Annotated in this window: 21 protein-coding genes; 16 read left to right on the top strand and 5 right to left on the bottom strand. The window is 71.9% G+C overall.

Annotated features, from left to right (window positions below):
- Positions 1-78: 78 nt before the first annotated feature.
- From RIC11_RS09300 to flhA, 5 genes are all read right to left on the bottom strand, one after another.
- Positions 79-837, bottom strand: coding sequence for a FliA/WhiG family RNA polymerase sigma factor (locus RIC11_RS09300; RefSeq protein WP_350210717.1), 759 nt, complete (start codon positions 835-837; stop codon positions 79-81).
- A gap of 240 nt (positions 838-1077) precedes the next feature.
- On the bottom strand, positions 1078-1311 hold the full coding sequence (locus RIC11_RS09295; RefSeq protein ID WP_350210551.1) for a hypothetical protein: 234 nt from the start codon (positions 1309-1311) through the stop codon (positions 1078-1080).
- Between the two features lie 158 nt (positions 1312-1469).
- Positions 1470-2201, bottom strand: coding sequence for a hypothetical protein (locus RIC11_RS09290; protein WP_350210549.1), 732 nt, complete (start codon positions 2199-2201; stop codon positions 1470-1472).
- Positions 2198-3250: a flagellar biosynthesis protein FlhF gene (locus RIC11_RS09285; protein WP_350210548.1), complete on the bottom strand. Its 1053-nt coding sequence runs from the start codon at positions 3248-3250 to the stop codon at positions 2198-2200. Before RIC11_RS09285 ends, RIC11_RS09290 begins: the two co-directional genes overlap by 4 nt.
- Positions 3251-3357: 107 nt before the next feature.
- Positions 3358-5436, bottom strand: coding sequence for a flagellar biosynthesis protein FlhA (gene flhA, locus RIC11_RS09280; RefSeq protein WP_350210546.1), 2079 nt, complete (start codon positions 5434-5436; stop codon positions 3358-3360).
- Between the two features lie 680 nt (positions 5437-6116).
- On the opposite strand from flhA, the gene mdh reads away from it, so the two are divergent.
- From mdh to RIC11_RS09200, 16 genes are all read left to right on the top strand, one after another.
- Positions 6117-7061 (top strand): malate dehydrogenase, encoded by a 945-nt coding sequence (gene mdh / locus RIC11_RS09275; protein WP_350210544.1) that lies wholly within the window; start codon positions 6117-6119, stop codon positions 7059-7061.
- Between the two features lie 305 nt (positions 7062-7366).
- Positions 7367-8086 carry an alpha/beta hydrolase gene (locus RIC11_RS09270; protein ID WP_350210542.1) on the top strand — a complete coding sequence of 240 codons (720 nt, stop codon included), beginning with the start codon at positions 7367-7369 and terminating at the stop codon, positions 8084-8086.
- A gap of 122 nt (positions 8087-8208) precedes the next feature.
- Positions 8209-10614 carry a tetratricopeptide repeat protein gene (locus tag RIC11_RS09265; protein ID WP_350210541.1) on the top strand — a complete coding sequence of 802 codons (2406 nt, stop codon included), beginning with the start codon at positions 8209-8211 and terminating at the stop codon, positions 10612-10614.
- Between the two features lie 27 nt (positions 10615-10641).
- Positions 10642-11157 carry a flagellar protein FliT gene (fliT, locus tag RIC11_RS09260; protein WP_350210540.1) on the top strand — a complete coding sequence of 172 codons (516 nt, stop codon included), beginning with the start codon at positions 10642-10644 and terminating at the stop codon, positions 11155-11157.
- Between the two features lie 32 nt (positions 11158-11189).
- Positions 11190-12128 carry a sensor histidine kinase gene (locus tag RIC11_RS09255; RefSeq protein WP_350210538.1) on the top strand — a complete coding sequence of 313 codons (939 nt, stop codon included), beginning with the start codon at positions 11190-11192 and terminating at the stop codon, positions 12126-12128.
- Positions 12125-13552 (top strand): sigma-54-dependent transcriptional regulator, encoded by a 1428-nt coding sequence (locus RIC11_RS09250; RefSeq protein ID WP_350210536.1) that lies wholly within the window; start codon positions 12125-12127, stop codon positions 13550-13552. Before RIC11_RS09255 ends, RIC11_RS09250 begins: the two co-directional genes overlap by 4 nt.
- A gap of 167 nt (positions 13553-13719) precedes the next feature.
- A complete protein-coding gene (locus RIC11_RS09245; RefSeq protein WP_350210535.1) occupies positions 13720-14184 on the top strand; it encodes a flagellar basal body rod protein FlgB in 465 nt (154 codons plus the stop codon).
- Positions 14185-14207: 23 nt separating this feature from the next.
- Complete coding sequence (gene flgC, locus RIC11_RS09240) at positions 14208-14615, top strand: flagellar basal body rod protein FlgC (protein ID WP_350210533.1); 408 nt, start codon at positions 14208-14210, stop codon at positions 14613-14615.
- A gap of 27 nt (positions 14616-14642) precedes the next feature.
- Positions 14643-14981 (top strand): flagellar hook-basal body complex protein FliE, encoded by a 339-nt coding sequence (fliE, locus tag RIC11_RS09235; RefSeq protein ID WP_350210531.1) that lies wholly within the window; start codon positions 14643-14645, stop codon positions 14979-14981.
- Positions 14982-15067: 86 nt separating this feature from the next.
- A complete protein-coding gene (locus RIC11_RS09230) occupies positions 15068-16720 on the top strand; it encodes a hypothetical protein (protein WP_350210529.1) in 1653 nt (550 codons plus the stop codon).
- Positions 16721-16743: 23 nt separating this feature from the next.
- The gene (locus tag RIC11_RS09225) at positions 16744-17802 is read left to right on the top strand and encodes a FliG C-terminal domain-containing protein (RefSeq protein ID WP_350210528.1); all 1059 of its coding nucleotides are present in this window, start codon (positions 16744-16746) and stop codon (positions 17800-17802) included.
- 4 nt (positions 17803-17806) lie between these two features.
- Positions 17807-18478: a FliH/SctL family protein gene (locus RIC11_RS09220; protein WP_350210526.1), complete on the top strand. Its 672-nt coding sequence runs from the start codon at positions 17807-17809 to the stop codon at positions 18476-18478.
- A 39-nt stretch (positions 18479-18517) separates the two neighbouring features.
- Positions 18518-19879: a FliI/YscN family ATPase gene (locus RIC11_RS09215; RefSeq protein ID WP_350210525.1), complete on the top strand. Its 1362-nt coding sequence runs from the start codon at positions 18518-18520 to the stop codon at positions 19877-19879.
- Positions 19880-19904: 25 nt separating this feature from the next.
- Positions 19905-20366, top strand: a complete 462-nt coding sequence (gene fliJ, locus RIC11_RS09210) for a flagellar export protein FliJ (protein ID WP_350210523.1) — start codon at positions 19905-19907, stop codon at positions 20364-20366.
- Positions 20367-20393: 27 nt separating this feature from the next.
- Positions 20394-21089: a hypothetical protein gene (locus RIC11_RS09205; RefSeq protein WP_350210521.1), complete on the top strand. Its 696-nt coding sequence runs from the start codon at positions 20394-20396 to the stop codon at positions 21087-21089.
- A 14-nt stretch (positions 21090-21103) separates the two neighbouring features.
- On the top strand, positions 21104-22645 hold the full coding sequence (locus RIC11_RS09200; RefSeq protein WP_350210520.1) for a flagellar hook-length control protein FliK: 1542 nt from the start codon (positions 21104-21106) through the stop codon (positions 22643-22645).
- The last annotated feature ends 3 nt before the right edge of the window (positions 22646-22648 follow it).

The raw sequence follows: 22648 nt of genomic DNA, 5'->3' as shown, positions 1-22648 counted from the left end.
GCCACGCGCGCAAAAAAAGCCGCCGGCTCCCGCCGGCGGCTTATTGTCTCACTGCATACTGCCCTCTGCCCGCTCACCTCAGGCCACGCCGAACTCCGGCCGCCGCCGTCCGAGTTGGCCCTGCAAGCGGTTGACGATGGCCGAGTGCATCTGGCTCACGCGGCTCTCGGACAGGTCGAGCGTCGCGCCGATCTCCTTCATCGTCAGCTCCTCGTAGTAGTAGAGGATGATGATCAGGCGCTCGTTGCGGTTCAGGCCCTTGGTCACGAGCCGCATCAGGTCCGACTTCTGGACCCGGCGGGTGGGGTCGTCCGACTTCTTGTCCTCGAGGATGTCGATCTCGCGGACGTCTTTGTAGCTGTCGGTCTCGTACCACTTCTTGTTGAGGCTGATGAGGCCCACCGCGTTGGCCTCTTGCATCATCTTTTCGAGCTCCGGCACGCTCATGCCCATGTGCTCGGCGAGCTCGATCTCGCTCGGCGAGCGGCCGTGCTTGGTCTCGAGCTGCTTGATCCCCTCGTTGAGCTTCGAGGCCTTCGAACGGACCAGCCGCGGCACCCAGTCCATGCTGCGGAGCTCGTCGAGCATCGCGCCGCGGATACGCGGCACGCAGTAGGTCTCGAACTTCACGCCCCGGTCCATGTCGTACGCGTTGATCGCGTCCATCAGGCCGAACACGCCGGCCGAGATCAGGTCGTCCAGCTCGACGCCGTCCGGCAGGCGGCTCCAGATCCGCTCGCCGTTGTACTTCACCAGCGGCAGGTACTCCTCGACCAGGCGGTTGCGCAGCGCCTTGTTGGTCGGGTCCGCTTTATATTTGCGCCAGACCTCGGCCATTTCCTTGGCGCGGGCCTCTTTGGCGGCTTCCTTTTTGGGGTCCTTCTCGGCCGCGCCGATCTGGGGACGCAAAACGCGGGTAGCGATCGTCGTCGCTGGCATGCATTCCTCCGTGAATCGCTAGGGCGTCGCCGCCGAGGCGCCGCCGCGGAAGCGGGGTCCGTCCCGCACCGGAAGGGTCGAGGTCGTAAGCATCAGCAGGCGTGGAGGAACCTTCCCTCGAGCCTCACGCCTGAAACCTCAAGCCTCCCTCGCCTCGTGTTCTTCGATCTTGTTCTGCAGCCGTTGTCGGACCGCTTCGTCGACGGTCGCCTCGGCGATCTGTCCCACGACGAGTCCCACCAACGCAAGAGCAAGCATCGCGACAACCGCCGTCGTGGCGGTCGCCTCGATCCCGCCGCCCAGGATCGCTCCCCGTGCGAAGGCGACCCCCATCCCGAGCGAGCCGAGCACGCCGGCGTACGCTCTGCCCATGACGAGTCCTTTCGCGTGGCCGCAAAACCTGAGCAGTCCACCCATCTTGCCGCACGGCGGCGCGACGGGTCGCACTGAAATGGTTTCGGCGCCCGGGCGGCCTCCGGTTGAGTCGATTTGTCAATTCGCATGGATTGGCGAGCAGCCGACCGGATCATTCAAGCCACCGCGCGGACTTCCGCTTCAGTCGCTTCGCCCACGAGCGTCGGCAGCCACCCGGCGAGCGTCGGCTCGCACCCCAGCGACGCCCGGCACGCCCGCCCGACCGCGTCGCGGGCCGCCTCGGCGGCCCGGGCGTCCGGGCAGTGGTTGACGAGCAAACCGACCCGCGAAGCCGCCGGCGCGCCGAGCCGCTTCAGGGCCGCCAGCGTGTTGACAAGAGACAAGCCGTCGGGCGTGGTGACCAGCAGCGGCCGCGCGGCCCGCGACGCCAGCTCCCGCCCCCAGCGGCTGTCGGCCACGCCCGCGTCGATCACGGCCCAAGCCTCGGCGCCGTCGATCCAACGCCGCGCGCTCCGCAGCAGCTTCTTCGCGATCTCGATCGCCGCCGGGCCCTGGCCCGCGGGCGGGTGCACGCCGAGCTTGACCGAGGTCGACAACGCGACCCGCGGCGAGGGGAGCCCCGACGCGCGGGTCAGGTAAGCCAGGTCGCTACGCCCCGGGTGCGCGTCGACCGCCAGCACGGCGATCCCCTCGCCCGCCGGAGCGGCGGCGGCTAGTTCGCGCGCGATGGCCAGCGTCGCCGCCGACGCGCCGACGCCTCCCTTGGCGCCGAGGACCACGGCCACCTGTTCGAAGACAGCCGGGCCGTCCGCGGCCGACAGGCTGGTCACCACCCGCCGCAGGTGCTCGGCTTGCGCTCCGCGCGACGCGTCGGTCGGTTCGCTCATCGGGGGGCGCCTCCGAGCAGGCGCCGGGCCAAGCCCGTGGGCTCCGCGACGGCGATGTCCTCCGGCACGTTCTGCCCGTCGGTCAGGTAGCTGACCGGCAGCCCGCACTCGGCGAGCGGCGCGGCGATGTGGCCGGTGGTGGGCGCCTCGTCGAATTTGGTCAGCAGCACCCGCGTCGGCCCGACCGCGGCGAACCGCGCCAGCGTGTCGCGCAGCGCGTGCGGCCCGGCGGTCACGCTCGCCACCAGGTGGGTCTCGTCGGGCTCGGCCGCGGCCAACAAGCGGCGGAGCTCGTCGATCTGCGCGGAGTCGCGCGGGCTGCGTCCGGCCGTGTCGATCAGCACGAGTTCGACGCCGGACAAGCGCTCCAGCGCCGCGCGCATCTGCGCGGCGTCGGCGACCACCTCCATCGGCAGGTCGACGATCTGCGCGTAGGTCCGCAGCTGCTCGACCGCGGCGACTCGGTACGTGTCAACCGTGACCAAGCCGACCCGCCGGCCTTCCCGCACGCGGAAGTTCGCGGCCAGTTTGGCGAGGGTCGTTGTCTTTCCCACTCCGGTTGGCCCGATCAACGCGGCCACCCGGCGCCCGCCGCGCTGCAGCCCGATCGGCCCGGCGACCGGCAGCAGCTGGCCGATCGCGTCGCACAGCGCGGCCTCGCCGGCGCCGGCTGCCGGCAGGCCACGGACCACCCCACGGGCGAACTCGCCCGAGAAGTCCGCGGCGATCAGCTTCGCGTAGATCGAAGCGGCGCCCGCCGCTGCCGAGTCCGCTGTCCGCGCGGGGCGCGGTGCTTCGCTCTTGCGGGCGGCGCCGCCACGGGCCGCCACCGGCGCGGCGACCGCCCGCGCGGCCCGGCTCGCTTGCTCCGCCAGCGGCGCCCGGTCCGGCGTCGCCGCGACCTCGACCATCGGCGCCCGCCATACCCGAGCGATCCCCCCCGGCGCAACCTCGCGCGTGTGCAAGATCGACGCCCCCGGCCCAAACTCCGCCCGGACCATCGCCAACGCGTCGCGCATCGATCGGGCCCGGAAAGTCTTGATGTGCATGGTGAGGGGCTGGTGGTCAGTGGTCAGTGGTCAGTGGTCAGTGCGTAGCGAAGCCACAAGTCCCCTCATCCCTCATCCCTCATCCCTCATCCCTCATCCCTCATCCCTCACCCCTCCCCCACCACCCCGTGGGTGACGAGCGTCGTGTCGCGGGTGACCTCGTTGAAGCTCATCACCACCAGTTGCGGCAGCGTGGTTTCGGTCATCTGTTTGACGGCCGCGCGGACCTGGGGGCTGACCAGCAGCACGGGGCTGTGTCCCTCGAGCGAGAGCTTCTCGACCTCGGCGTTGATCGCCCGGCTGATCGACTCGACCTGCGCCGGCGGCAGCCGCACGAACAGGCCGCGGTCGGAGTGCTCGAACCCCGCGCGGACCTTGTCCTCGAGCGACGGGTCGAGCGCCACCACGTGCAGGCGGCCTTCGGCGTCGCGGTAGCGGGTGCAGAGCTGCCGCGCCAAGCGGTGGCGCACGTACTCGGTCAGCAGGACCGGGTCCTTCGACTTCGGCGCGTTGTCGCCCAGCGCCTCGAGGATGGTCGCCAGCTGCCGGATCGACACCTGCTCGCGCAGCAGGTTCTGCAGCACGGCTTGGACCTCGGCCAGGCTCATCACGTCGGGGATCAGCTCGCCGACGACCGTCGGCGACTTGGCCTTGAGCTCCTCGATCAGGTGCTTGCACGCGTCGCGGGTGAGGATCTCGTCGGCGTGGCGGCGGCACACCTCGGTCAGGTGGGTGGCCAACACCGCGGCGGGCTCGACGACCGTGTAGCCGAGCATCTCGGCCTCGTCTTGCCGGGCGTGGTCGATCCACAACGCGGCGGCGCCGAACGCGGGGTCCTTGGTCGGGATGCCGTCGACCGCGCCGCTCGTCACGCCCGAGTCGATCGCCAGCAGCATGCCGGGCTCGAGCGCGCCGTCGGCGACCGGCATGTCGGCGATCTTGATCCGGTAGTGGTTCTGTTCTAGCCGCATGTTGTCGCGGATGCGGACCTTTGGCATCACGAGGCCGACCTCGCTCGCCACGCCCTGGCGCACCTTCTGGACGCGGTCGAGCAGGTCGCCACCGCGGTTGGGGTCGGCCACGCGGATCAGCCCCACGCCGAGCTCGACCTCCATCGGGTCGACCGCCAGGTAGTCCTCGATCCGCTTCTCGGGGGGCGCCTCGGCCTCGGCCTGTTCGTCGGCCGGGTCGCGCGTTTCGGGGCGCTTCTGCGCGACGCGCGCCATCGTCAAGCACGCCGCGCCGAGCGCCAGCAGCGGCAGCCTGGGCAGGCTCGTGAAGATCAGCACGCCGAGGAAGCAGCCGGCCACCGCCAGCGCTTGGGGCCGGCTGAACATCTGCTCGAGGAACTGCGCGGGCATGTTCGACCTGCGGCTGCTCCGCGTGACGAGCAAACCGGCCGCCAGCGAGATCAGGAACGCGGGCACCTGGCTCACCAGGCCGTCGCCGATCGTCAGGCGGGTGAACAGGGCGGCCGCGTCGGTGAAGTTCATCCCCTCTTGGCCGACGCCGATGATCAGCCCGCCGATGATGTTGATCACCGTGATCAGGATGCCGGCGATCGCGTCGCCGCGCACGAACTTGCTGGCGCCGTCCATGGCGCCGAAGAAGTCGGCCTGCTGCGTGATCTCCGCGCGGCGGGCCTGGGCCTCGCGCTCGTCGATGATGCCGGCGTTCAGGTCGGCGTCGATCGCCATCTGCTTGCCGGGCATGCCGTCCAGCGCGAACCGCGCGGCGACCTCGCTGATACGCGTCGCGCCCTTGGTGATCACGACGAACTGGATCACGATGATGATCACGAACAGGATCAAGCCGACGACGATCCGGTCGCCGGAGACCACCTCGCTGAACGCGGTGATCACCCCGCCGGCCGCGTTCATCCCCTCCGAGGGCGCTTGGGTGAGGATCAGCCGGGTGGTGGCCACGTTGAGCACCAGCCGCGCGAGCGTGGTCGCCAGCAGCAGCGACGGGAACACGCTGAACTCCAGCGGCGTGCGCACGTAGATCGTCGTCAGCAGCACGATCACGCTGATGGTGATGTTGGCGGCCAGCAGCACGTCGAGCAACGCGGCCGGCAGCGGCGCCATGATCACCAGCACGCTGGCGATCATCGCCACCGGCAAGATCAGGTCGCCCACACGGCCCCACGGGCCGCTCTGCGAAATGTCGTCTGTCCCACGCGCCATGCGTTCCCTCAACCTCTGCGGCCGCGCCTTCCTTGGCGCGGGCCATCAAGCCGCCGCCGCGATGAGCCGCGGCCGCGAGCGGGCGGGACGTTAGGAAAACTGCCGAGAAACCGGAAGACGGGATACGCGGCGGGCCGGGGGCCTGTGGTTCTTCGACCCTACCGCGGCTGGGCGACCGCGGGACGCCCGACGGCGGGGAGACGGAGCGAACACCCTCCCCCGCGATGGGAAAGGCCGGGCAGGGGCGAACAATCCGGGCGTCCGGCACGCCGCCTGCCCCACGCAAGGCGTGCTAGCCGTTGCGTGTCGTGCCGAGGCGCGCGGGGCGTGCATGCGGTGGCCATTCGGGCCGCCCGCTGGCGCCGCACGTGCGAGAATGGGCGGGCCGCGGGGGACTGCGGCGCGCCTAACGCACGCGGCCGGCCGCAAGGCGTGCGGCGTGTAACGCTTACGGAACCCGTTGCGGGCCAACGGTTTGACGGCGTTAAGTGACAGTTGAAGCGTTACGCGCCGTTTTTTCTGAGTGTCGCGTTTGTTGCGAAACGTCCTCGGCGGTCTGCCGCCAGAAGCGGCCAATTGCGCCAGGGCGTCGCGGCCCTTGTTCGCGCCGTCGCGCGGCGGGATACTCACCGCGACACACAACAACGACCGCCCAGCCCACCCGCCAGGAGGCCCCCCAAGTGCGACGCGCCAAGATCACCGTCATCGGAGCCGGCAACGTCGGAGCGACCTGTGCGCATTGGTGCGCAGCCGCCGAGCTCGGCGACATCGTGCTGCTGGATATCCCCGGCGACATGGCCGACATGCCGCGGGGCAAGGCGCTCGACCTGCGGCAGGCGTCGCCGATTTTCGGGTTCGACTCGAACGTGGTGGGCACGAACGACTACGCGGACACCGCCGGGTCGGACGTGGTGGTCATCACGGCGGGCATCCCCCGCAAGCCGGGCATGAGCCGCGACGATCTCCTGGCGACCAACGCCAAGATCATGACCAGCGTGTGCAACGAGGTGAAGTCGACCAGCCCCGACGCGGTGGTGATCGTCGTCAGCAACCCGCTCGACGCGATGGTCCAGCAGGCGCAGAAGGTGACCGGCTTCCCGCCGGAGCGCGTGATCGGCCAGGCGGGCGTGCTCGACACGGCCCGCTACCGCACGTTCTTGGCGATGGAACTGGGCGTGAGCGTGGAGGACGTGTCGGCGCTGCTGATGGGCGGCCACGGCGACACGATGGTGCCGCTTGCTAGCTGCACGTCGGTCGGCGGCATCCCGGTCACGCAGCTCATCAAGCAGGACCGCCTGGACGAGATCATCGACCGCACGCGCAAGGGGGGCGCCGAGATCGTCGGCCTGCTGAAGACCGGCAGCGCGTACTACGCGCCGGCCGGCGCGACGGCCCAGATGGTCGAGGCCGTCGTGCGCGACAAGAAGCGGCTGATCCCGGTCGCGGCCTACTGCGACAAGGAGTACGGCGTGGGCGGCTACTACGTGGGCGTGCCGGTCATCCTGGGCACGGGCGGCGTCGAGAAGATCGTCGAGCTGGAGCTCACCGACGACGAGAAAGCCGCCTTCCAGAAGAGCGTCGACGCGGTCAAGGAACTCGTCGGCGCGATGGCGAGTCTTGTTTGACTCGCCACGGGGCGTGGTCGGCCGCCGGGCCGACGAGCGGCGCGCGGCGCTAGCGTTGGCGGCGCCGCTACTGACGCAAATTTCTTCGCGTTGACGCCCCTCGAACCGCTGACATAGATTCCGCCCCACTTTGGCCGCGAGCGACCCCCTACCGGGCCGCGCGGCCGCCAATGTGAGCCCCCCGCACCACTCGCCGGAGCCAGGCCCCCACGATGCAACGAGTGCCGTCCGTCCTGCCTCACCCCTCGTCGGCTCCTCCGAAATTCGCGTCCGGCGCACTGGAGTCGCTCGTTCCGAGCAACCCCGTGCCGCACGCCGAGGCGCGCTCCGGCATGCCGGCCGACTGGGCTTGGCGGGCCGGCTGCGAGGTCGCCCCGGCGCCAGAACGAACGGCCACCTTCACACCGATGGGTTTCGAGCGTGAGTACGCTTACCCGCTGATCGTGTGGCTGCACGGCGCGGGCGCCGACGAGAGCTCGCTGCCGGAGGTCATGCGGCACGTGAGCCTGCGGAACTTCATCGCGGTGGCCCCCTGCGGCCGGTTTAACCTGTCGGCCGGCGCCGTGGAGACCGACTGCTGGGAGCAAACCGACGAGGCGATCGACGCGGCCGAGGAAGTGGTCGCCGACGCGATCGAAGCGGCCCGCTCCCGGTTCTGCCTGCACCCCAAACGCGTCTTTCTGGCCGGCGTGGGCGTCGGCGGCACGATGGCGATGCGGGTCGCGTTGCGGCAGCCGGGCTGGTTCGGCGGCGCCGCCACGCTCGACGGCCCGCTCCCTCGCCACGGGCGGCTGCTGTGCCGGGTCAACGAGTCGCGGCGGTTGCCGCTATTGCTCTCCGCGTGCCGCGACAGCCCGGCCTACCCCGAGCGCCGCGTCGGCAGCGACCTGGCGCTCTTGCACTCGGCCGGGTGCCGCGTCGGGGTGCGTCAGTACCCGGGAGCGGATGACCTCACGACGGCCATGCTGGCGGACCTCAACCGCTGGGCGATGGAGATCGTCTGCGGCGCCGCGACGCGGGCCTAGCGGCCGCTAGGAACGACGGCCGTTGGGCGTCCGTTGACACGGAGCGAGGCCGGCCGCTACAAGCCGCGGCGTCTGGAAGCGGCGCCCCGACGCGTCGCGGTCTTGCCGAGACGCACTCCCCCGTGGCCGAACCCGACCGCAACACCGAGTCGCTGGCTCGAGCCCCTCAGCGGCTCGTCGAGCGGCTCCGCGAATGGACCGCCGGCAGCAGCCGGCGGAACCGGATCGTCGGCGCCGGCCTCGCGGCGGCGGTGCTGGCTACCGTCGTGTCGTGGCTGACGGTCGCCGAGCTGGCCGTGGCGGACGACGGCCCGTCGGTCGCCCACGCGCTGGCGGCCCTCGACAACGGCGACGACGAGCGCGCCAGGTCCCTCATCGCGGGCCTCGACGAGGACCAGCTGTCGGGCCTCGAGTACGGCGCCGCGATGTACGCGCTGGGGGTGCTGAAGGTCCGCGACGCCCAACGGCAGTGGGCCCCGGAGCGGAGCCGCACCGATTACTTCGTCGCTTCGAAGTACCTCTCCGAGGCGCGGGCCATCGGCTTCCCGGGCAAGCGGGAGGCCTCCGGCTTGTTCCTGCTCGGCAAGTCGCTGATCGAGAGCCGGCAACTGGAGGACGGCGTCGCGGTGCTCGAGGCCGCGTTGCGGGCGGGCGTCGAGGACGACGCCGCGGCCCACCTGCTGCTGGCCGACGCGCACTTCTTCGCCCCGGCGCCCGATTACCAACGCACCATCAACGAGGCCGATCTCGCCGCCGAGGCGCCCAACGCAACCCCCGAGCAACGCTCGCAGGCGCTGCTGCTCAAGAGCGAAGCCCTCGCGGCGCTGGGCCGCGGCGACGAGGCGCTCCGGGCTTGCCAGCAAGCCGGCGGCACGGTCGACCCGGCCCGCCGCGCGCTGGTCGAAGCCAAGGCCCTCGTGGCCCAGGTCGCTCACGCGCCGGGCCCCGTTACCCCGCTGCTCATCAGCAAGGCGCAGGCCGCTCTGACGCGGGCCAAGCGGGCCGACAACCTGGCCACGTCGGTCAGCCGGGAGAGCGACTACCTGCGTGCTCAGGTCGCCGAGCTGGCCGGCCTGCGAGAGCAAGCCATCGCCGGCTACGGCGAGCTGCGGCGGACGCAGGGAACCTCGCCGGTCGGCATCGCGGGGGCCGTCGCCGAGGGACGCCTGTTGCAGGAGGAGGGCGAACCGGAGCAAGCCCTCGACTCCTACCGCCGGGCGATCGAGGCCCTGCAAACGAGCGGCCCCTACCGCAACGGCCTGATGCCGATGCGGGAGGTCGAGCGCCGCTTGCGGAACGCGCACGCCGACTACCTGGCGAGCGAGAACTTCTCGCCGGCGCTGCGGCTGACCGAGCAACTCGGCCAGCTCCTGGGACGGACCGAGCACCTGGCGATGCGGGCCGAGACCCTCCGCCGCTGGGGCGACGCGACCGTCGCCCGTGGGCTCGCCAAAGGGGCTCCGGGCCGGCCCTCCGTGCGTGTGGGCCGCCGTCGGCTCCGCGAGGCGGGGCTGGCCTACGAGCAGCTCGCCGAGTCGCGGTTCGCGTCGCGGCAGTTCACCGCCGACTTGCTCACCGCCGCCGAAGCCTACAGCGACGGCCAGGCCTACGACGACGCGATCCGCGTGCTCAACCGCTACGTGCGGCACGAGCCCGAGGACGGCAACGCGATCGTCCTGCTGCGGCTCGGCCAGGCGCACCTGGCTCGGGGGGAAGACACTCAAGCGATCGAGGCGTTCCGCCGCTGCCTCGAGTTCCACCCGACGGACGCCGCGTCGTACCAGGCGCGGCTGGAGTGCGCGGGGGCGCACCGCACGCTCGGCGAGTACGACGAGGCCGAGCGGTTGCTCCGCTACAACCTGACGCAGACCGCGCTGACGACCCGCAGCCCGGAGTGGAGGGCTTCGCAGTTCGAACTGGGGCGGCTGCTGGCCGAGGCCGGCCGCCACGACGAGGCGATCCGCGAGCTCGAGGAGGCGATCGAGCGGGCCGAGCTTTACCACCCCGACGACCATCGCGTGCTCCAAGCGCAGTACCGCATCGCGATGTCGCACCGCGCGGCCGCCGCCGAGCCGCTGGCCGAACTGGCCGCGGCGGAGACCGTCCGCGAACGCGAGCGGGCCCGCGGGCTCGCCCACGAGCACCTCGAGGCGTCGCTCGACATGTTCAATCGGGTCCGAAGGAAGCTCACGCTCGCCGAGTCCTCCGACGAGCTCGACCGGGCGACCCTCCGCAACTGCTACGTGCTCGCCGGCGACGTGCTCTTCGAGCTGGGCCGCTACGACGAGGCCATCCAGTCGTTCGCGAGCGTCTCGACGCTCCACCAGAACGAGCCGATGATGCTCCCGGCCTTCGTGCAGATCTACCACTGCTGGCGCCGGCTGGGCGACCGGCCCAAGGCGCTGGGCGTGATCCAGCAGGCGCGGCTGCTGCTCGAGCGGCTGCCGGCCGACGCGGAGTTCGTCGAGGCGACCAGCCGCAGCCGCCGCGAGTGGGACCGGCTGCTCGGGCAGCTCGCCTTGTTCTGATCGCCGCGGCCTGCGATAGGAGCCGCTATGCAAAGCGTCCCGCAACCGAACCGGTCGACCGCCGCCCTTGCGCGCTTGGTCCAGCAGAAACGCCGCCTGCTAGAGCAGCTGGTCGCGTTGTCGCGTCGCCAAGAGCAGCTCGTTGAAGAGGGCGAGATCGGCGCGTTGCTCGAGTTGCTCTCGGGCAAGCAGCACCTGATCACCGGGCTCGGCGTGGTCGAGCAGGGGCTCGACGCGTTCCGCGGCGACGACCCCGACGACCGCCCGTGGCCCACGGCGGCCGAGCGCCAGCGGTGCCAAGCCGACGCCCAGGCGTGCAACGAGTTGCTGCGGCAGGCGCTGGAATCGGAGAAGCGGCACGAGGAGCTCCTCAGCCGCCGCCGCGACGACCTGGCCGGGCGGTTGCGGCAAGCCCAATCGGCGCACGCGGCGTCGACCGCCTACAAGCCCCACCTGGCCCCGCGCCGGCCGGCGCCGCCGGCTGCGGCCGCCGCGCCGGCGCAGCCGCTCAGTGCGTGCCTCGACGTGTCGACCAGCGACTGACCCCAGCCCACAGCCCCCGACGGCCCGCCGTTATGAAACGCCCCGTCCCGAACCCGACACCCGACCAGCCGGAGCCGACCCCCGGCCTGTCTTTGTACCGCGGCGAAGAAACGGCCGACGCCGCGCCGGCGCCGGACGCTCCGCCGGCGTCGGACGCTCCGCCGGAGCTGGTCGACCTGCTCGACGCGTGGCGCTCGGCCACGTCGCGGCTTGAGCGCACGCACGCGCAGCTCCGCGACGAGGTCGCGCGGCTCACCGCCGAGCTGGAGGTCAAGAACCGCGAGCTGGCCCGCAAGAACCGCCTGGCGGACCTCGGCGAGATGGCGTCGCACGTCGCCCACGAGGTGCGCAACAGCCTCACGCCGATCACGCTCTACCTGAGCCTCGTCCGAAGGGGCCTCGCGCCGGGGTCGACCGCCCTGTCGGCGTTGTCGAAGGCCGAGGCCGGCTTCACCGCCCTGGAGGCCACCGTGAACGACCTGCTCGCTTTCAGCGCAAAACGCCAGCCCCAGGCGTCGGGCTTCTTGCTCGCGCCGATGATCGAAGAGGTCGTCCAGTCGCTCGCGCCGCAGCTCGAGGCGCAGGGCGTGGACACCGAGATCGACGTGCCGCCCGGCACGCCGCTGTGGGCCGACCGCGAGATGCTCCGCCGGGCCGTGCTGAACCTGCTGCTCAACGCGATGGACGCGATGCCCGGCGGCGGGGAGATCGTCGTCACCGGCTGCGAACTCGACGGTTGGTACGAGCTGGAGGTCGCCGACAACGGCCCCGGCTTCGACGACACGCAGCGGAGCCGCTTGTTCGAGCCGTTCTTCAGCACCAAGGAATCCGGCACCGGCCTGGGCCTGTCGGTGGTCGCCCACATGGCCGAAGCCCACGGCGGCTCGGTGCTCGCAGACAACTGCCCGGAAGGGGGCGCCGCGTTCACCATCCGCTTGCCCAAACCGATCGCCCACGAGGCAGCCGCGTGAGAAAGCAACGCCCCCAGCCCACGCCCGCCAGCGGCCGCGTGCTCGTGGTCGACGACCACGCGAGCGCGCGGGAGTCGGTCGCCGACGTGCTGCGGTGCGTCGGCCACCAAGCGACCGCCTGCTCCAGCGGCGCCGAGGCGCTCGCCGCTCTGCGGGGCGGCCAGTTCGACGTGGTGGTGACCGACCTGCAGATGCCCGGCATGAGCGGGCTGGAGTTGATCCGCGAGATCGAGCGCCGCCGGTTCGGCGTCCAGGTGCTGATGGTCACGGCGCACGCGAGCGTCGACACGGCGGTCGAGGCGATGCGGCACGGCGCGTTCGACTACCTCGAAAAGCCCTACGACATCGACCGCCTCGAGTCGAGCGTCGGCCGCGCGCTGGAGCGGGGCCGCTTGCAGGCCGCGTCGCCGCCGCCGGCCGGCGGCGACCCCTCCTCGGCGCCGACGATGATCGGCTCGAGCGACGCCATGCGCCGGCTGCGCGAGCGGCTCGCGCGGGTCGCCGCGACCGACGAGACCGTGCTCATCCACGGCGAGAGCGGCGTCGGCAAAGAGCTGGTCGCCCAGACGCTGCACGCCGAGAGCTCCCGCCGCGACGGCCCGATGGTCAGCCTGAACTGCCCGGTGCTGTCGGAGCAGCTCACCGAGAGCGAGCTGTTCGGCCACTGCCGCGGCGCGTTCACCGGCGCCGACGCGGACCGGGTGGGCCGCTTCGAGCTGGCCGACGGCGGCTCGCTGCTGCTGGACGAGGTGACCGAGATCAACCTGGCGCTGCAGGCCAAGCTGTTGCGCGTGCTGCAGGAGCGCACGTTCGAACGCGTCGGGTCGAGCCAGTCGCGCCAGGTCGACGTGCGGGTCTTGGCCACGACCAACCGCGACCTGGCCGACGAGATCGCGGCCGGCCGGTTCCGCGAGGACCTCTACTACCGCCTGGCCGTCGTGCCGATCGCGGTGCCGCCGCTCCGCGAGCGAGACGCGGACGTCGTCGAGCTCGCCGAGCACTTCCTCGACCAAGCGAGCGCGCGGCTGGGCCGCGAGCGGCTGACGCTCGACGCCGGCGCGCGGGAGCTGTTTCTCTCGCACGGCTGGCCCGGCAACGTGCGCGAGCTGCACAACGTGGTGACCCGCGCTTGCGTGCTGGCCGACGGCGCGACCATCGGGGCCGACCTCGTGCGGCCGTGGCTGCGGCGCGACCGCTCGCCGAGCGAGCCGGCCGCGGCCGACGCGCCGGCGACCACGCTGCCGATCGGGACGAGCCTGGCCGACGTGGAGCGGCAGTTGATCCTGGCCACGCTGTCGCGCTTCGACGGGCACCGGCAGAGGACCGCCGACGCGCTGGGCATCGGCGTGCGCACGCTCAGCGGCAAGCTCCGCGCGTACGGCGTGCCGCCGGGCGAGAAGGGCGTCGCGCCGCGCGCGGCCTGACGGCGCCGCTTTCGGCAAGATCCGCCGGCCGGTCCGGCAGGGCCCGCCGACACACCGCGCGGGGCAGCCGCGCCACGCGGCCGAACACCGGGGATCACGCCCCGTGCGCTCCGCGGCACGCGGAGTGCACTCCGGCGCGGCGTCCTGCGCTCAGGGAAAACCAATCGATGCCACTCGACCCGCTCGCCAACTCGACGCTGCCGGTCCTCGAGCGGGTGCTCGCGTTCACGCAAGCACGGCATGGCGTGCTCGCGGGCAATATTGCGAACATCAACACGCCCGACTACAAGACCCGCGACCTGTCGGTCGAGGCGTTCCAGCAGAGCCTCGCCCGAGCGATCCGCGCGGAGCGGCCGGTCGAGAGCCCCGGTTACGTGATCGGGCCCCTCGCCGAGGAGCCGACCGGCCTGGTGTCGCTCGGCGCCGGCGGCCGGCGGCCGCTGGGCGTGGACCGCTTCGCGGAGGCCGACGAAGCCGCCCACCGGCTGGTCTACCACGACGGTCGCGACGTGAGCCTCGAAGAACAGATCACCCAGATCAACAAGAACAAGAGCCTGCACAACCTAGCGATCGCCCTCATGACCTCGCAGTTCCGCCAGCTCCAAGCGGCGATCAGCGAGTCGGTTGTTTAACCCGATCAGCGGAGCGGAGCGACATGTTCAGCAGTTACGACATCAGCACGTCGGGACTGATGGCGCAGCGCGCGCGGCTCGACGCGATCGCTTCGAACCTGGCGAACGTGTCCACCACCCGCGGCGAGGACGGCGCCGGCCCCTACCGCCCGCGGTACGTGACCTTCGCGGCCGACGCGTCGAAGACGACTTCGGCCGGCGGGATCGGCGTGCGGGTGTCGGGCGTGCAGACGTCGACCGCCGAACCGATCATGCGCTACGCGCCGAACCACCCGGACAGCGACTCACGCGGCTACGTGGCGATGCCCAACGTGAACATGACCACGGAGTTTGTCGACGCGCTCGAGGCGACCCGCGCGTACGAGGCCAACATCGGCGTGATGGAGATCACCGCGGACCTGGGCGAGCGAACGCTGCAGATCCTCGCCTGACGCGTCGGCTGAACAAGGAACCGATCGATGAACGCGATCAACCCGCAAACCGCTTTCGCCCCGCAGCCGGGCGCGCCGAAGCTGGGCGCCGCGCCGATCGTCGGCGGCGACCTGGCGATCGGGCGCGACCCGGCCGCCGCCGAGGGCGGCTCTTTCAAGAACCTGTTGCTCGAATCGATCGAGCACGTGAACGGCATGCAAACCGAAGCGGACCAGGCCGTCGAGGCCCTGTTCACCGGCGGCGACGTCAACCCGGCGGAGGTGCTCACCGCCGTGCAGAAGGCCGACATGGCCTTCCGCCTGACGATGCAGGTGCGCAACAAGCTGATGGACGTGTACCGCGAGATCCAAGAAGTGCGGATTTAGCAGGCGGCTGTCGGCTGTCGGCTCTCGGCCGTCGGCCTTCAATCAACTCGCCGAAAGCCAATAGCCGATAGCCGACAGCCTACCCGATGGACTTCATCAACCCGCTCATCGCCCAGGTCCGCGAGCTGTTCGCGTCGATGACGCCCGGCGCGCGGGTGACCGCGGGGCTGTTGTTGGCGGTGGTGGTGGTGAGCCTGGGGTTCTTGTTCCAGCAGGCGGCCACCGGGCCGGACGAGTACTTGTTCGGCGGCACGCCGATCGGCCGCGAGCGGCTGGCGCGTGTCGAGGCGGCGATCGCGGGGGCGGGGATCGACTACACCATCGAGGGCGAGCGGATCAAAGTCGCGCGCCGCGACAGGAACGACGCCATCGCCGCGGTAGCCGAGGCGCGCGAGCTGCCCCCCTCCTTCCACAGCTTGATGGAGGAGGCGGTCAACGGCGGCAGCGTGCTCGACTTCCGCGGCACGAAGGAGCAGCGCGTGCGGGCGGCGAACGAGCACCGCGCGTCGATCATCCTCAGCAAGCTGTCGTTCGTCGATCAGGCGTTCGTGATGCACCACGTGCGCCAGACCCAAGGCCTCCAGCGGGGCCGCCACGCGACGGCCGCCGTGAGCGTCGAGCCGGTCGTGGGCCAGTCGCTCACGCCAACGCGGGTCGCGACGATCAAGGACTTCGTGTCCAAGGCCCTCGACGTGCCGGTGGAAGAGATCGAGGTCACCAGCCTGGGGCCCGACCGCATCGCCGACACCGGCGAGGGCGTGTCGCCCGAAGAGATCGACCACCCCTACTTCCGCAACATCGCGATCCAAGAGCGGCGGATCAAGGATTCGATCCTGCAAGCCCTGGCCGACATCCCCGGCGTGCGGGTGCAGGTCAACGCGCGGATCGACAACGTGGCCCAGATGCAGATCCGGTCGGTCAAGCCAGAGCCCGACCCGGTGACCGTCGCGCGGAGTTCGATCGACGAGTCGGAGACCCGCATCGACGCGGGGCCGGCCGAACGCGTCGGCCTCGAGCAAAACGGCCCCACCCCCGCGCCGGGCGAGGGCCTCGCGGCCGCGGACCGGACGGAGCGGACGAACGAGGTGAGCGACCAACAGAACGTGGTCGGCTCCTCGACCGAGGTCCGCACGATGGCGGGCTTCAAGCTCGAGGAGGCCGAGGCCACGGTGGTGATCCCCGAGTCGTACGTCGAGTTCGTCTACCGCCAAGACAACGCCGACGCCAACGGCGCCCCGCCCGCGGCGATCGACCGCGCGGTGCTCGAGCAGACCCGCGAATCGATCAAGGAGAAGGTCAAGGACATCGTCAAGCCGATCCTGCCGAAGCTCGCCTTGGGCCAGGACGAGTACGCGCAGGTCAACGTGAACTTCCTCCGCGACCTGCCCAAGCCGCCGATCCCGACGCCGTCGATGGCCTCCGGCGCGATGGCGATTGCGCAGGAGTACGGCGGCGGGGTCGCGATGCTCGGCCTGGCTGTCTTCAGCCTGGTGATGCTGCGGTCGGTCGTGTCCGGCGGCAAGACGCCGCCGCCCGCCGGCTTGCCGTCGCTGCAGTTGGCCGCGGACGAGCAAGACCGAGCCGAGGGCGACGACGACGAGCCGGACCGGCCAAAGCTCAAGCTCAAGAAGCCCGACACGCTGAAGGACGACCTGACCGACATGGTCGCGACCGACCCGGACGCGGCCGCCGCGATCCTCCGATCGTGGATCAACAACTCCGATAACGCCGCGGCATGACGCCGCCCCGAGAGCCCGCCAGGATGGCGACCCCCGCTCAATCCGAACCGCCGATCCGCCGCGCCGCCCGGTTCATCCAGAACCTGGACGCGCAGGCGGCCGAGGCGATGCTCGCACGGCTCACGCCCGGCGAGGCGTCGTCGCTGCGTGCGGCGATCGCCCAGCTCGACGCCGCCGCCCAGCCGGCCGATCGGTCCGACGCGGGCGGGGTCGAGCTGCACCTGAGCACGGCCGCGGCGGCCGCTCCCCCCCCTGCCCCGGCCACCACGAGCCCGGCCACCACGATCCCGGTCGCCGCCAACCCGCCCGACGGCGCCGAGTGGCTCCGCTCGTTGCGCGACGCCGACCCCCGCGCGATCGCCGAGTTCTTGTCGCGCGAGCAGCCGCGGGCGATCGCGGTGGTGCTCGGCTACCTCGAGCCGGGGCTCTCCGCCGCGGTGCTCGCCGAGTTGCCGACCGCCGAGCGCGGACGGGTCGTCGCGCAGCTGGCCTCCGCCGGCGAAGCCGACCCCGACAGCCTGCGCGTCATCGCCAGCGGTTTGGCGGATTGGGTGCAAACCAAAGAGGCAGAACGGCGCCGCCGGAGCGACCGGCTCGAGTCGATCCGCCGGATCCTCGCGGCCACACCCGAACGGGACCGTCGGGCGCTGCTCGATGGGCTGGCGGTCACCGACCCGGAAGCGGCCGCGGAGCTGTCCGAGGCTGACAGCGAGCCCGCCACGCCGGCGCCGACGCAACCGCTGAAGAAACCAACCCCTCCCAGAGCCGCGCAGCCGGCCCCGCCGCCGATAGCCTTCGACGAGCTCCACCGCCTCGACGCCCGCGCCTTGGCGGAAGCCGCCGGTCAGCTCGACGGCCGCACCGCGTTGCTCGCGCTGGCCGGCGCCAGCGACGCGTTGTTCGCGCGACTGACCAACGGCATGACGCGCAAAGCGGCGGCCGAGCTGCGGCGCCGCGTGCACCGGGTGGGCCCGACCACGCTAGCAGAGATCGACCGCGCGCAGCTCGCGCTGGCCGGCGCGGCCGCACGGGTCGTCGCCCGCCGCCACCGCACGCGGGCCGCCGGCCCAACGGAGGCATGAACCGATGGCGACCATCATCCGACGCAACCGAGCCGAATCGGCGGCGAGCGACCCTTCGCCCCAGCCGGTCGAGTTCCGCCTGAGCGACATGGCCGCTCGGGGCGAGCGGTACGTGGCCGACGTGCGGGGCCAGGCCGCGCGAGTCGTCGAAGAGGCCCGCGCCGAAGCCGACGCGATCCGCGCGCAGGCCCGCGCCGACGGCCTCGCCGAGGCCGAGAGCGAGATCGGCCAGCGGCTCACCGAGCAGATCGCCCGCGAGCTGTCGACGCTCCGGCCGGCGCTCGACTCGGCGGTCGAGCAGCTGGGCGCCGCCCGCGGGGAATGGCTCGAACACTGGCGCGCCTCGGCGGTCGGGCTGGCCGTCGCGATCGCCGAGCGTGTCGTGCGCCGCGAGCTGCGGTCGGACGTCACGATCAGCCAGAGCTGGCTGGAAGAGGCCCTCCGCTACGCGGCCGGCGCGAGCGAGATCACCGTCCGGCTGGCGCCGAGCGACTTCGATCACCTGCGCGGCCACGGCGAGCGGCTGGCCGAAGCGACCGCCGGTCTGGCCGACGCGCGATTCGTGGCGGACGAGGCCGTCGCGCCGGGCGGTTGCCGCGTCGAGACCCGCCACGGCCAGATCGATCAACAGCTCGCCACGCAGCTCGCGCGCCTGGAAGAAGAGCTGCTCGCCTGAAAACCGTCCGCGCCCGTCCAACCCACTACGAACCGGCCTTTGTCGATCCTCGAGCTACTCGCCGACGCGCAGCCAACCGGCCTGACCGGGTCGGTCGTCGAAACGACCGGCCTGCTGGCCACGGTCGCGGACCTGCCTGCGCCGGTCGGCGCCGTGGTGCAGATCGGCGCGGCGGGCGGGGCGGGGGTCGAGGCCGAGGTGGTCGGGTTCCGCGGGCGGCTGACGATGGTCTCGCCGCTGGGGCCGCTGGCGGGCGTGCGTCGCGGCCAACCGGTGCGGCTGAAGCACACCAAGCGGAGGATCGCCGTGGGCGATGGGCTGCTGGGACGCGTCGTCGACGCGAGCGGCGCGCCGATCGACGGCCTCCCCCGCCCCGCGCTGTCGCACCGGACGCCGATCGACGCCCCGCCGACCCGCGCGCTCGACCGGCCGCCGATCCGCGCGCCGCTCGCCACCGGCGTGCGCGCGATCGACGCGTTGCTCACCTGCGGACGCGGCCAGCGACTCGGCGTGTTCGCCGGGTCGGGCGTGGGGAAGAGCACGCTCTTGGGCATGATGACGCGCTACACGTCGGCCGATGTGGTCGTGACCGCGTTGGTGGGCGAGCGTGGCCGCGAAGTGAACGAGTTCCTCGAGAACGACCTGGGGCCGGACGGCCGGCGGAAGAGCGTGGTGGTGGTCGCCACGAGCGACGAGCCGGCCGTGATGCGCGTGCGCGCGGCCTCGACCGCTAGCGCGATCGCCGAGCACTTCCGCGACACGGGCAAGCACGTGCTGCTGTTGGTCGACTCGCTCACCCGCACCGCGCTCGCCAGCCGGGAGTCGGGGTTGGCCGCCGGCGAGCCGCCGACCACGCGCGGCTACCCGCCCTCGACTTTCGCGCTGTTGCCCAAGATCGTCGAGCGGGCCGGCGCGACCAGGGCGGGGAGCATCACCGCCTTTTACTCGGTCCTCGTCGAGGGGGACGACCCGGACGACCCGATCGCCGACTGCCTGCGAGGGCTGCTCGACGGGCACGTGTGGCTGAGCCGGCGCCTGGCGGGCAAGGGGCACTTCCCGTCGATCGACGTGACCCAAAGCATCAGCCGGCTCGCGCCGCAGATCACGCCGCCGGAGCAGCAGCAGGCCGCCGCGCGGCTGCGCGGCATGCTCGCCGCGCTGGCCGAGAACGAAGACCTGATCTCGATCGGCGCCTACCGCCGCGGGGCGAACGCCGAGGTCGACGCGGCGCTGGACCTGCGGTCGGAGATCGACGACTTCCTCCGCCAGCGTGTCGACGAGCCGTCCGACCCGGCCGAAGCGGCGTCGCGGCTCGCACAGATCGCCCAGAAAGCCGCCGCGGCCGGCCGCCCCCGCCCGGCCGGCGTAGCGGCGGCGCAGCCGCTGCGCCCCGCCAACTGAGAACCGCCGCAACCAGGCGAGCCCAATGCCCAAGCCCTTCCCCTTCCGAACGCTCGCCCGCCTGCGCGAGGCCCGCCGCGACGCGGCCCGCGCGCACCTGGGCGAGGCGCTGCGCGCGGCCGAGACGCTCGAATCGCGGCTCGCCGAGGCGACCCGGCAGCAAGCGGTGCTGGCCGAGCAGCGCCGCGAGGCGACCGCCGCCGGAACGGCCGACGCGTCGTGGCTGCTCAACGCGGGGCGGTACGACCTGGTGCTCCGCGGCGACCAGCGGTTGCTCCGCAAGAACCTCGACGCGATCGAGGCCGAGATCGAGCGGCGCCGCGGCGCGTTGGCCGACGCCGAGCGCGAGGTCCGCGCCTTGGAGGTGCTCCGCGACCGCCACGTGGCGCGCGAACGCCGCGCGGCCGCGAAGCGCGAAGGCCGCCTGCTGGACGAGTTCTCGGCCGCGCGCCGGGCCTCAGCCGAAGCCCCGTTCTCAACCCCGTAAACAGCTTAGGCCGCACGGCCCAGCCCTATGCGATTCTTGCTCGCCGCCATCGGCTACGCCGCCGTCGCGACCGTCGTGTCGGTCGCGCTCGGGGTGGGCTACCTGTGGCAGACCGAGCGGCTGACCGACGAGCGGCTGTTCCGCATCGTCGCGATCGTGCACGGCGTGAACCTCGACAAAGCGGCGGAACAGAAAGAACCCGAGCGACGCGAGATCCCGCCCGAAGAGCCCTCGCTCGCCGAGCAAGAACGCGTCCGCCAGATCGCCCTCCGCGGCGCCGAGGTGCAGATGGTCACGCTCGAACGCGGGCAAAAGGAATTCCAACACAGCCTCAGCCAGCTGATGCGCGAGCGCGACCGTTTCGACGAGATGGCCCGCGAACTCGAGAAGCGCCTGAACCAAGAAGCCGAGGAGGCGGTCGACGAGGGCGTCGAGGCGGTCGTCCGCGACCTGACGCTCGCCAAGCCCGACATGGCCAAGGAGCTCCTGCTGAAGATGTTCGACCGCGGCGTCACGCCGGAAGAAAAACAACGCGCCAAGGAAGACGTGGTGCGGGTGATCGAGCGGATGTCGACCGACACGTGGCAGGCCATCCTGAAGAAATTCGAGGGCGAGCAGGAGCTAGCCCAGCTGCACGAACTCGAGCTGTTGCAGCTCGAGGGGGGGCCGAAGCAACGCGTGCTCACCGAAGCGCTCGACATGCTCGGCCGGGGCGGGGCCTAACCAGGGAAACCACGATGGCGGCTATCCCAAAGACATCGCAATCACCAACGCTGTTGTCGATCACAGCGCCGCCGCCGCGCGCGAGAGAGGCCGCCGACGACGCGCGGCAGTTCGCGGACGACCTCGCCGACGCCGCGCGGCCCGCCCGGCGGCAAAACGCCCCCTCGCCCGGCACGCCGAAGGCCCACGCCGACAAGAAGCAGCGGAGCGAGGAACCAACGACGCCGCCATCCGACAGGGCCGAGAACGACAGGGCCGAACGCGACGAGGCGACGCAACCCGAAGCCGAAACCCCCGGAGCCGCCCAGAGCGGCGAAGGCCCGGCTGTCGATCCGGCTGATCCGACGCCCGCCGGCGCCCAAGCCAGCCCGACGTCCGCACCGCTGGGCGCGCCGCCGGTGGGAACGGTGGTCCAAGAGACAGGCGTGGTCCAAGAGACAGGCCAAGCATCCGGGGCGGTCGCTCCGGCGAAACCGGAGGTCGCCGCCAGGCCGGCCGTCGAGCCTGCGGCGCAAGCCACGCCGACCTCCGGAGCCCCGCTCGACTCGCCGCCGACCGAGGGCGCCGCTCAGCTCGCGAGCGGATCGGCGCCGACGGCCGAGGTCAATCCGTCAAGCAACGAGACAGCGCCGCAGCCCGCAGACGCGTCGACAGCCGTCGCGGCCGGACCGGCTGGCGCAGCGGTCACAAGGACCCCGGTCGAGGCGGCCCGCTCCGGCGGCGCCGGCCCGACGGCCGAAACCGCGACGCCCGTCGAGCCGCAACCGGCGGCGTCGCTTGGAGCGGCTTCAGCCTTCGGATCCGAAGCCGCAGACTCTCCGCCAGCCGATCCGCCCGAACAGCCGGCGGTCGCCGCCGTCGGCGAACCCGACTCGGCGTCCGCCGAAGCTGACGCAGAGCCCCTCCAATCGACGCCGCGACAGCCCCCCGCCCCCGCGGCGAAACCCAGCGAAGCGGGCGACGCGGAACCTGTACCCAGCGAAGCAGAAGCCCCCCCGCCCGCGACCGGCAAAGCGGACGGCGCCGAACGGCCGGGCGGCCGCCCCATCGCCGCGCCGCCTGGCGCGGCGCCCGGCCCGACGGTGTCGGTCGACCCGGCCCGGTTCGTGGGGCGTGTGACCCGGGCGTTCGAGCTGGCGCAGGACCGCGGCGGTGGCCCGATCGAGTTGCGGCTCAGCCCGCCCGAGTTGGGGACGCTGCGTGTGCAGATCGAAGTCAAGGACGGCGTGCTCACGGCCACCCTCGAAACCGAGTCGCCGGCCGCGCGGAACGCGTTGCTCGACAACCTGCCCCAGCTACGCGACCGCCTGGAGCAGCAGCAGATCCGCATCGAGAAGTTCGACGTCGACGTTCGCGACGACTCGGGGAACCAAGACCAAGCCGAGCGCCACGGCGGCGGCGAACACCACGACCACCGCCACGACGACTCGCCCGACGGCCGGACCGCCCACAAAGCGGGCGGCGCTCCCAAGCCGAACGAGACCGGCGGGGCCCGCCAACCGCTAGCGGTTGAAACCATTTACTTCGGCGACGAACAGATCAACCTCGTCGCCTGACCG

Origin of the sequence: Botrimarina sp. (assembly GCF_040219535.1) — a bacterium.
GTDB lineage: Bacteria > Planctomycetota > Planctomycetia > Pirellulales > Lacipirellulaceae > Botrimarina.
The sequence above is the reverse complement of the archived record's forward strand: the minus strand, read 5'-3'. Positions and strand labels throughout refer to the sequence as shown.

What these genes read in the sequence shown, in the direction of transcription:
- RIC11_RS09200 (WP_350210520.1), top strand. Translation starts at nt 21,104, where the DNA reads ATGGCGGCTATCCCAAAGACATCGCAATCACCAACGCTGTTGTCGATC.
- RIC11_RS09230 (WP_350210529.1), top strand. Translation starts at nt 15,068, where the DNA reads ATGGACTTCATCAACCCGCTCATCGCCCAGGTCCGCGAGCTGTTCGCG.
- RIC11_RS09225 (WP_350210528.1), top strand. Translation starts at nt 16,744, where the DNA reads ATGGCGACCCCCGCTCAATCCGAACCGCCGATCCGCCGCGCCGCCCGG.
- flgC (WP_350210533.1), top strand. Translation starts at nt 14,208, where the DNA reads ATGTTCAGCAGTTACGACATCAGCACGTCGGGACTGATGGCGCAGCGC.
- fliT (WP_350210540.1), top strand. Translation starts at nt 10,642, where the DNA reads ATGCAAAGCGTCCCGCAACCGAACCGGTCGACCGCCGCCCTTGCGCGC.
- RIC11_RS09285 (WP_350210548.1), bottom strand. Translation starts at nt 3,250, where the DNA reads ATGCACATCAAGACTTTCCGGGCCCGATCGATGCGCGACGCGTTGGCG.
- RIC11_RS09255 (WP_350210538.1), top strand. Translation starts at nt 11,190, where the DNA reads ATGAAACGCCCCGTCCCGAACCCGACACCCGACCAGCCGGAGCCGACC.
- fliE (WP_350210531.1), top strand. Translation starts at nt 14,643, where the DNA reads ATGAACGCGATCAACCCGCAAACCGCTTTCGCCCCGCAGCCGGGCGCG.
- RIC11_RS09300 (WP_350210717.1), bottom strand. Translation starts at nt 837, where the DNA reads ATGGCCGAGGTCTGGCGCAAATATAAAGCGGACCCGACCAACAAGGCG.
- flhA (WP_350210546.1), bottom strand. Translation starts at nt 5,436, where the DNA reads ATGGCGCGTGGGACAGACGACATTTCGCAGAGCGGCCCGTGGGGCCGT.
- fliJ (WP_350210523.1), top strand. Translation starts at nt 19,905, where the DNA reads ATGCCCAAGCCCTTCCCCTTCCGAACGCTCGCCCGCCTGCGCGAGGCC.
- RIC11_RS09220 (WP_350210526.1), top strand. Translation starts at nt 17,807, where the DNA reads ATGGCGACCATCATCCGACGCAACCGAGCCGAATCGGCGGCGAGCGAC.
- RIC11_RS09290 (WP_350210549.1), bottom strand. Translation starts at nt 2,201, where the DNA reads ATGAGCGAACCGACCGACGCGTCGCGCGGAGCGCAAGCCGAGCACCTG.
- RIC11_RS09245 (WP_350210535.1), top strand. Translation starts at nt 13,720, where the DNA reads ATGCCACTCGACCCGCTCGCCAACTCGACGCTGCCGGTCCTCGAGCGG.
- RIC11_RS09205 (WP_350210521.1), top strand. Translation starts at nt 20,394, where the DNA reads ATGCGATTCTTGCTCGCCGCCATCGGCTACGCCGCCGTCGCGACCGTC.
- RIC11_RS09295 (WP_350210551.1), bottom strand. Translation starts at nt 1,311, where the DNA reads ATGGGCAGAGCGTACGCCGGCGTGCTCGGCTCGCTCGGGATGGGGGTC.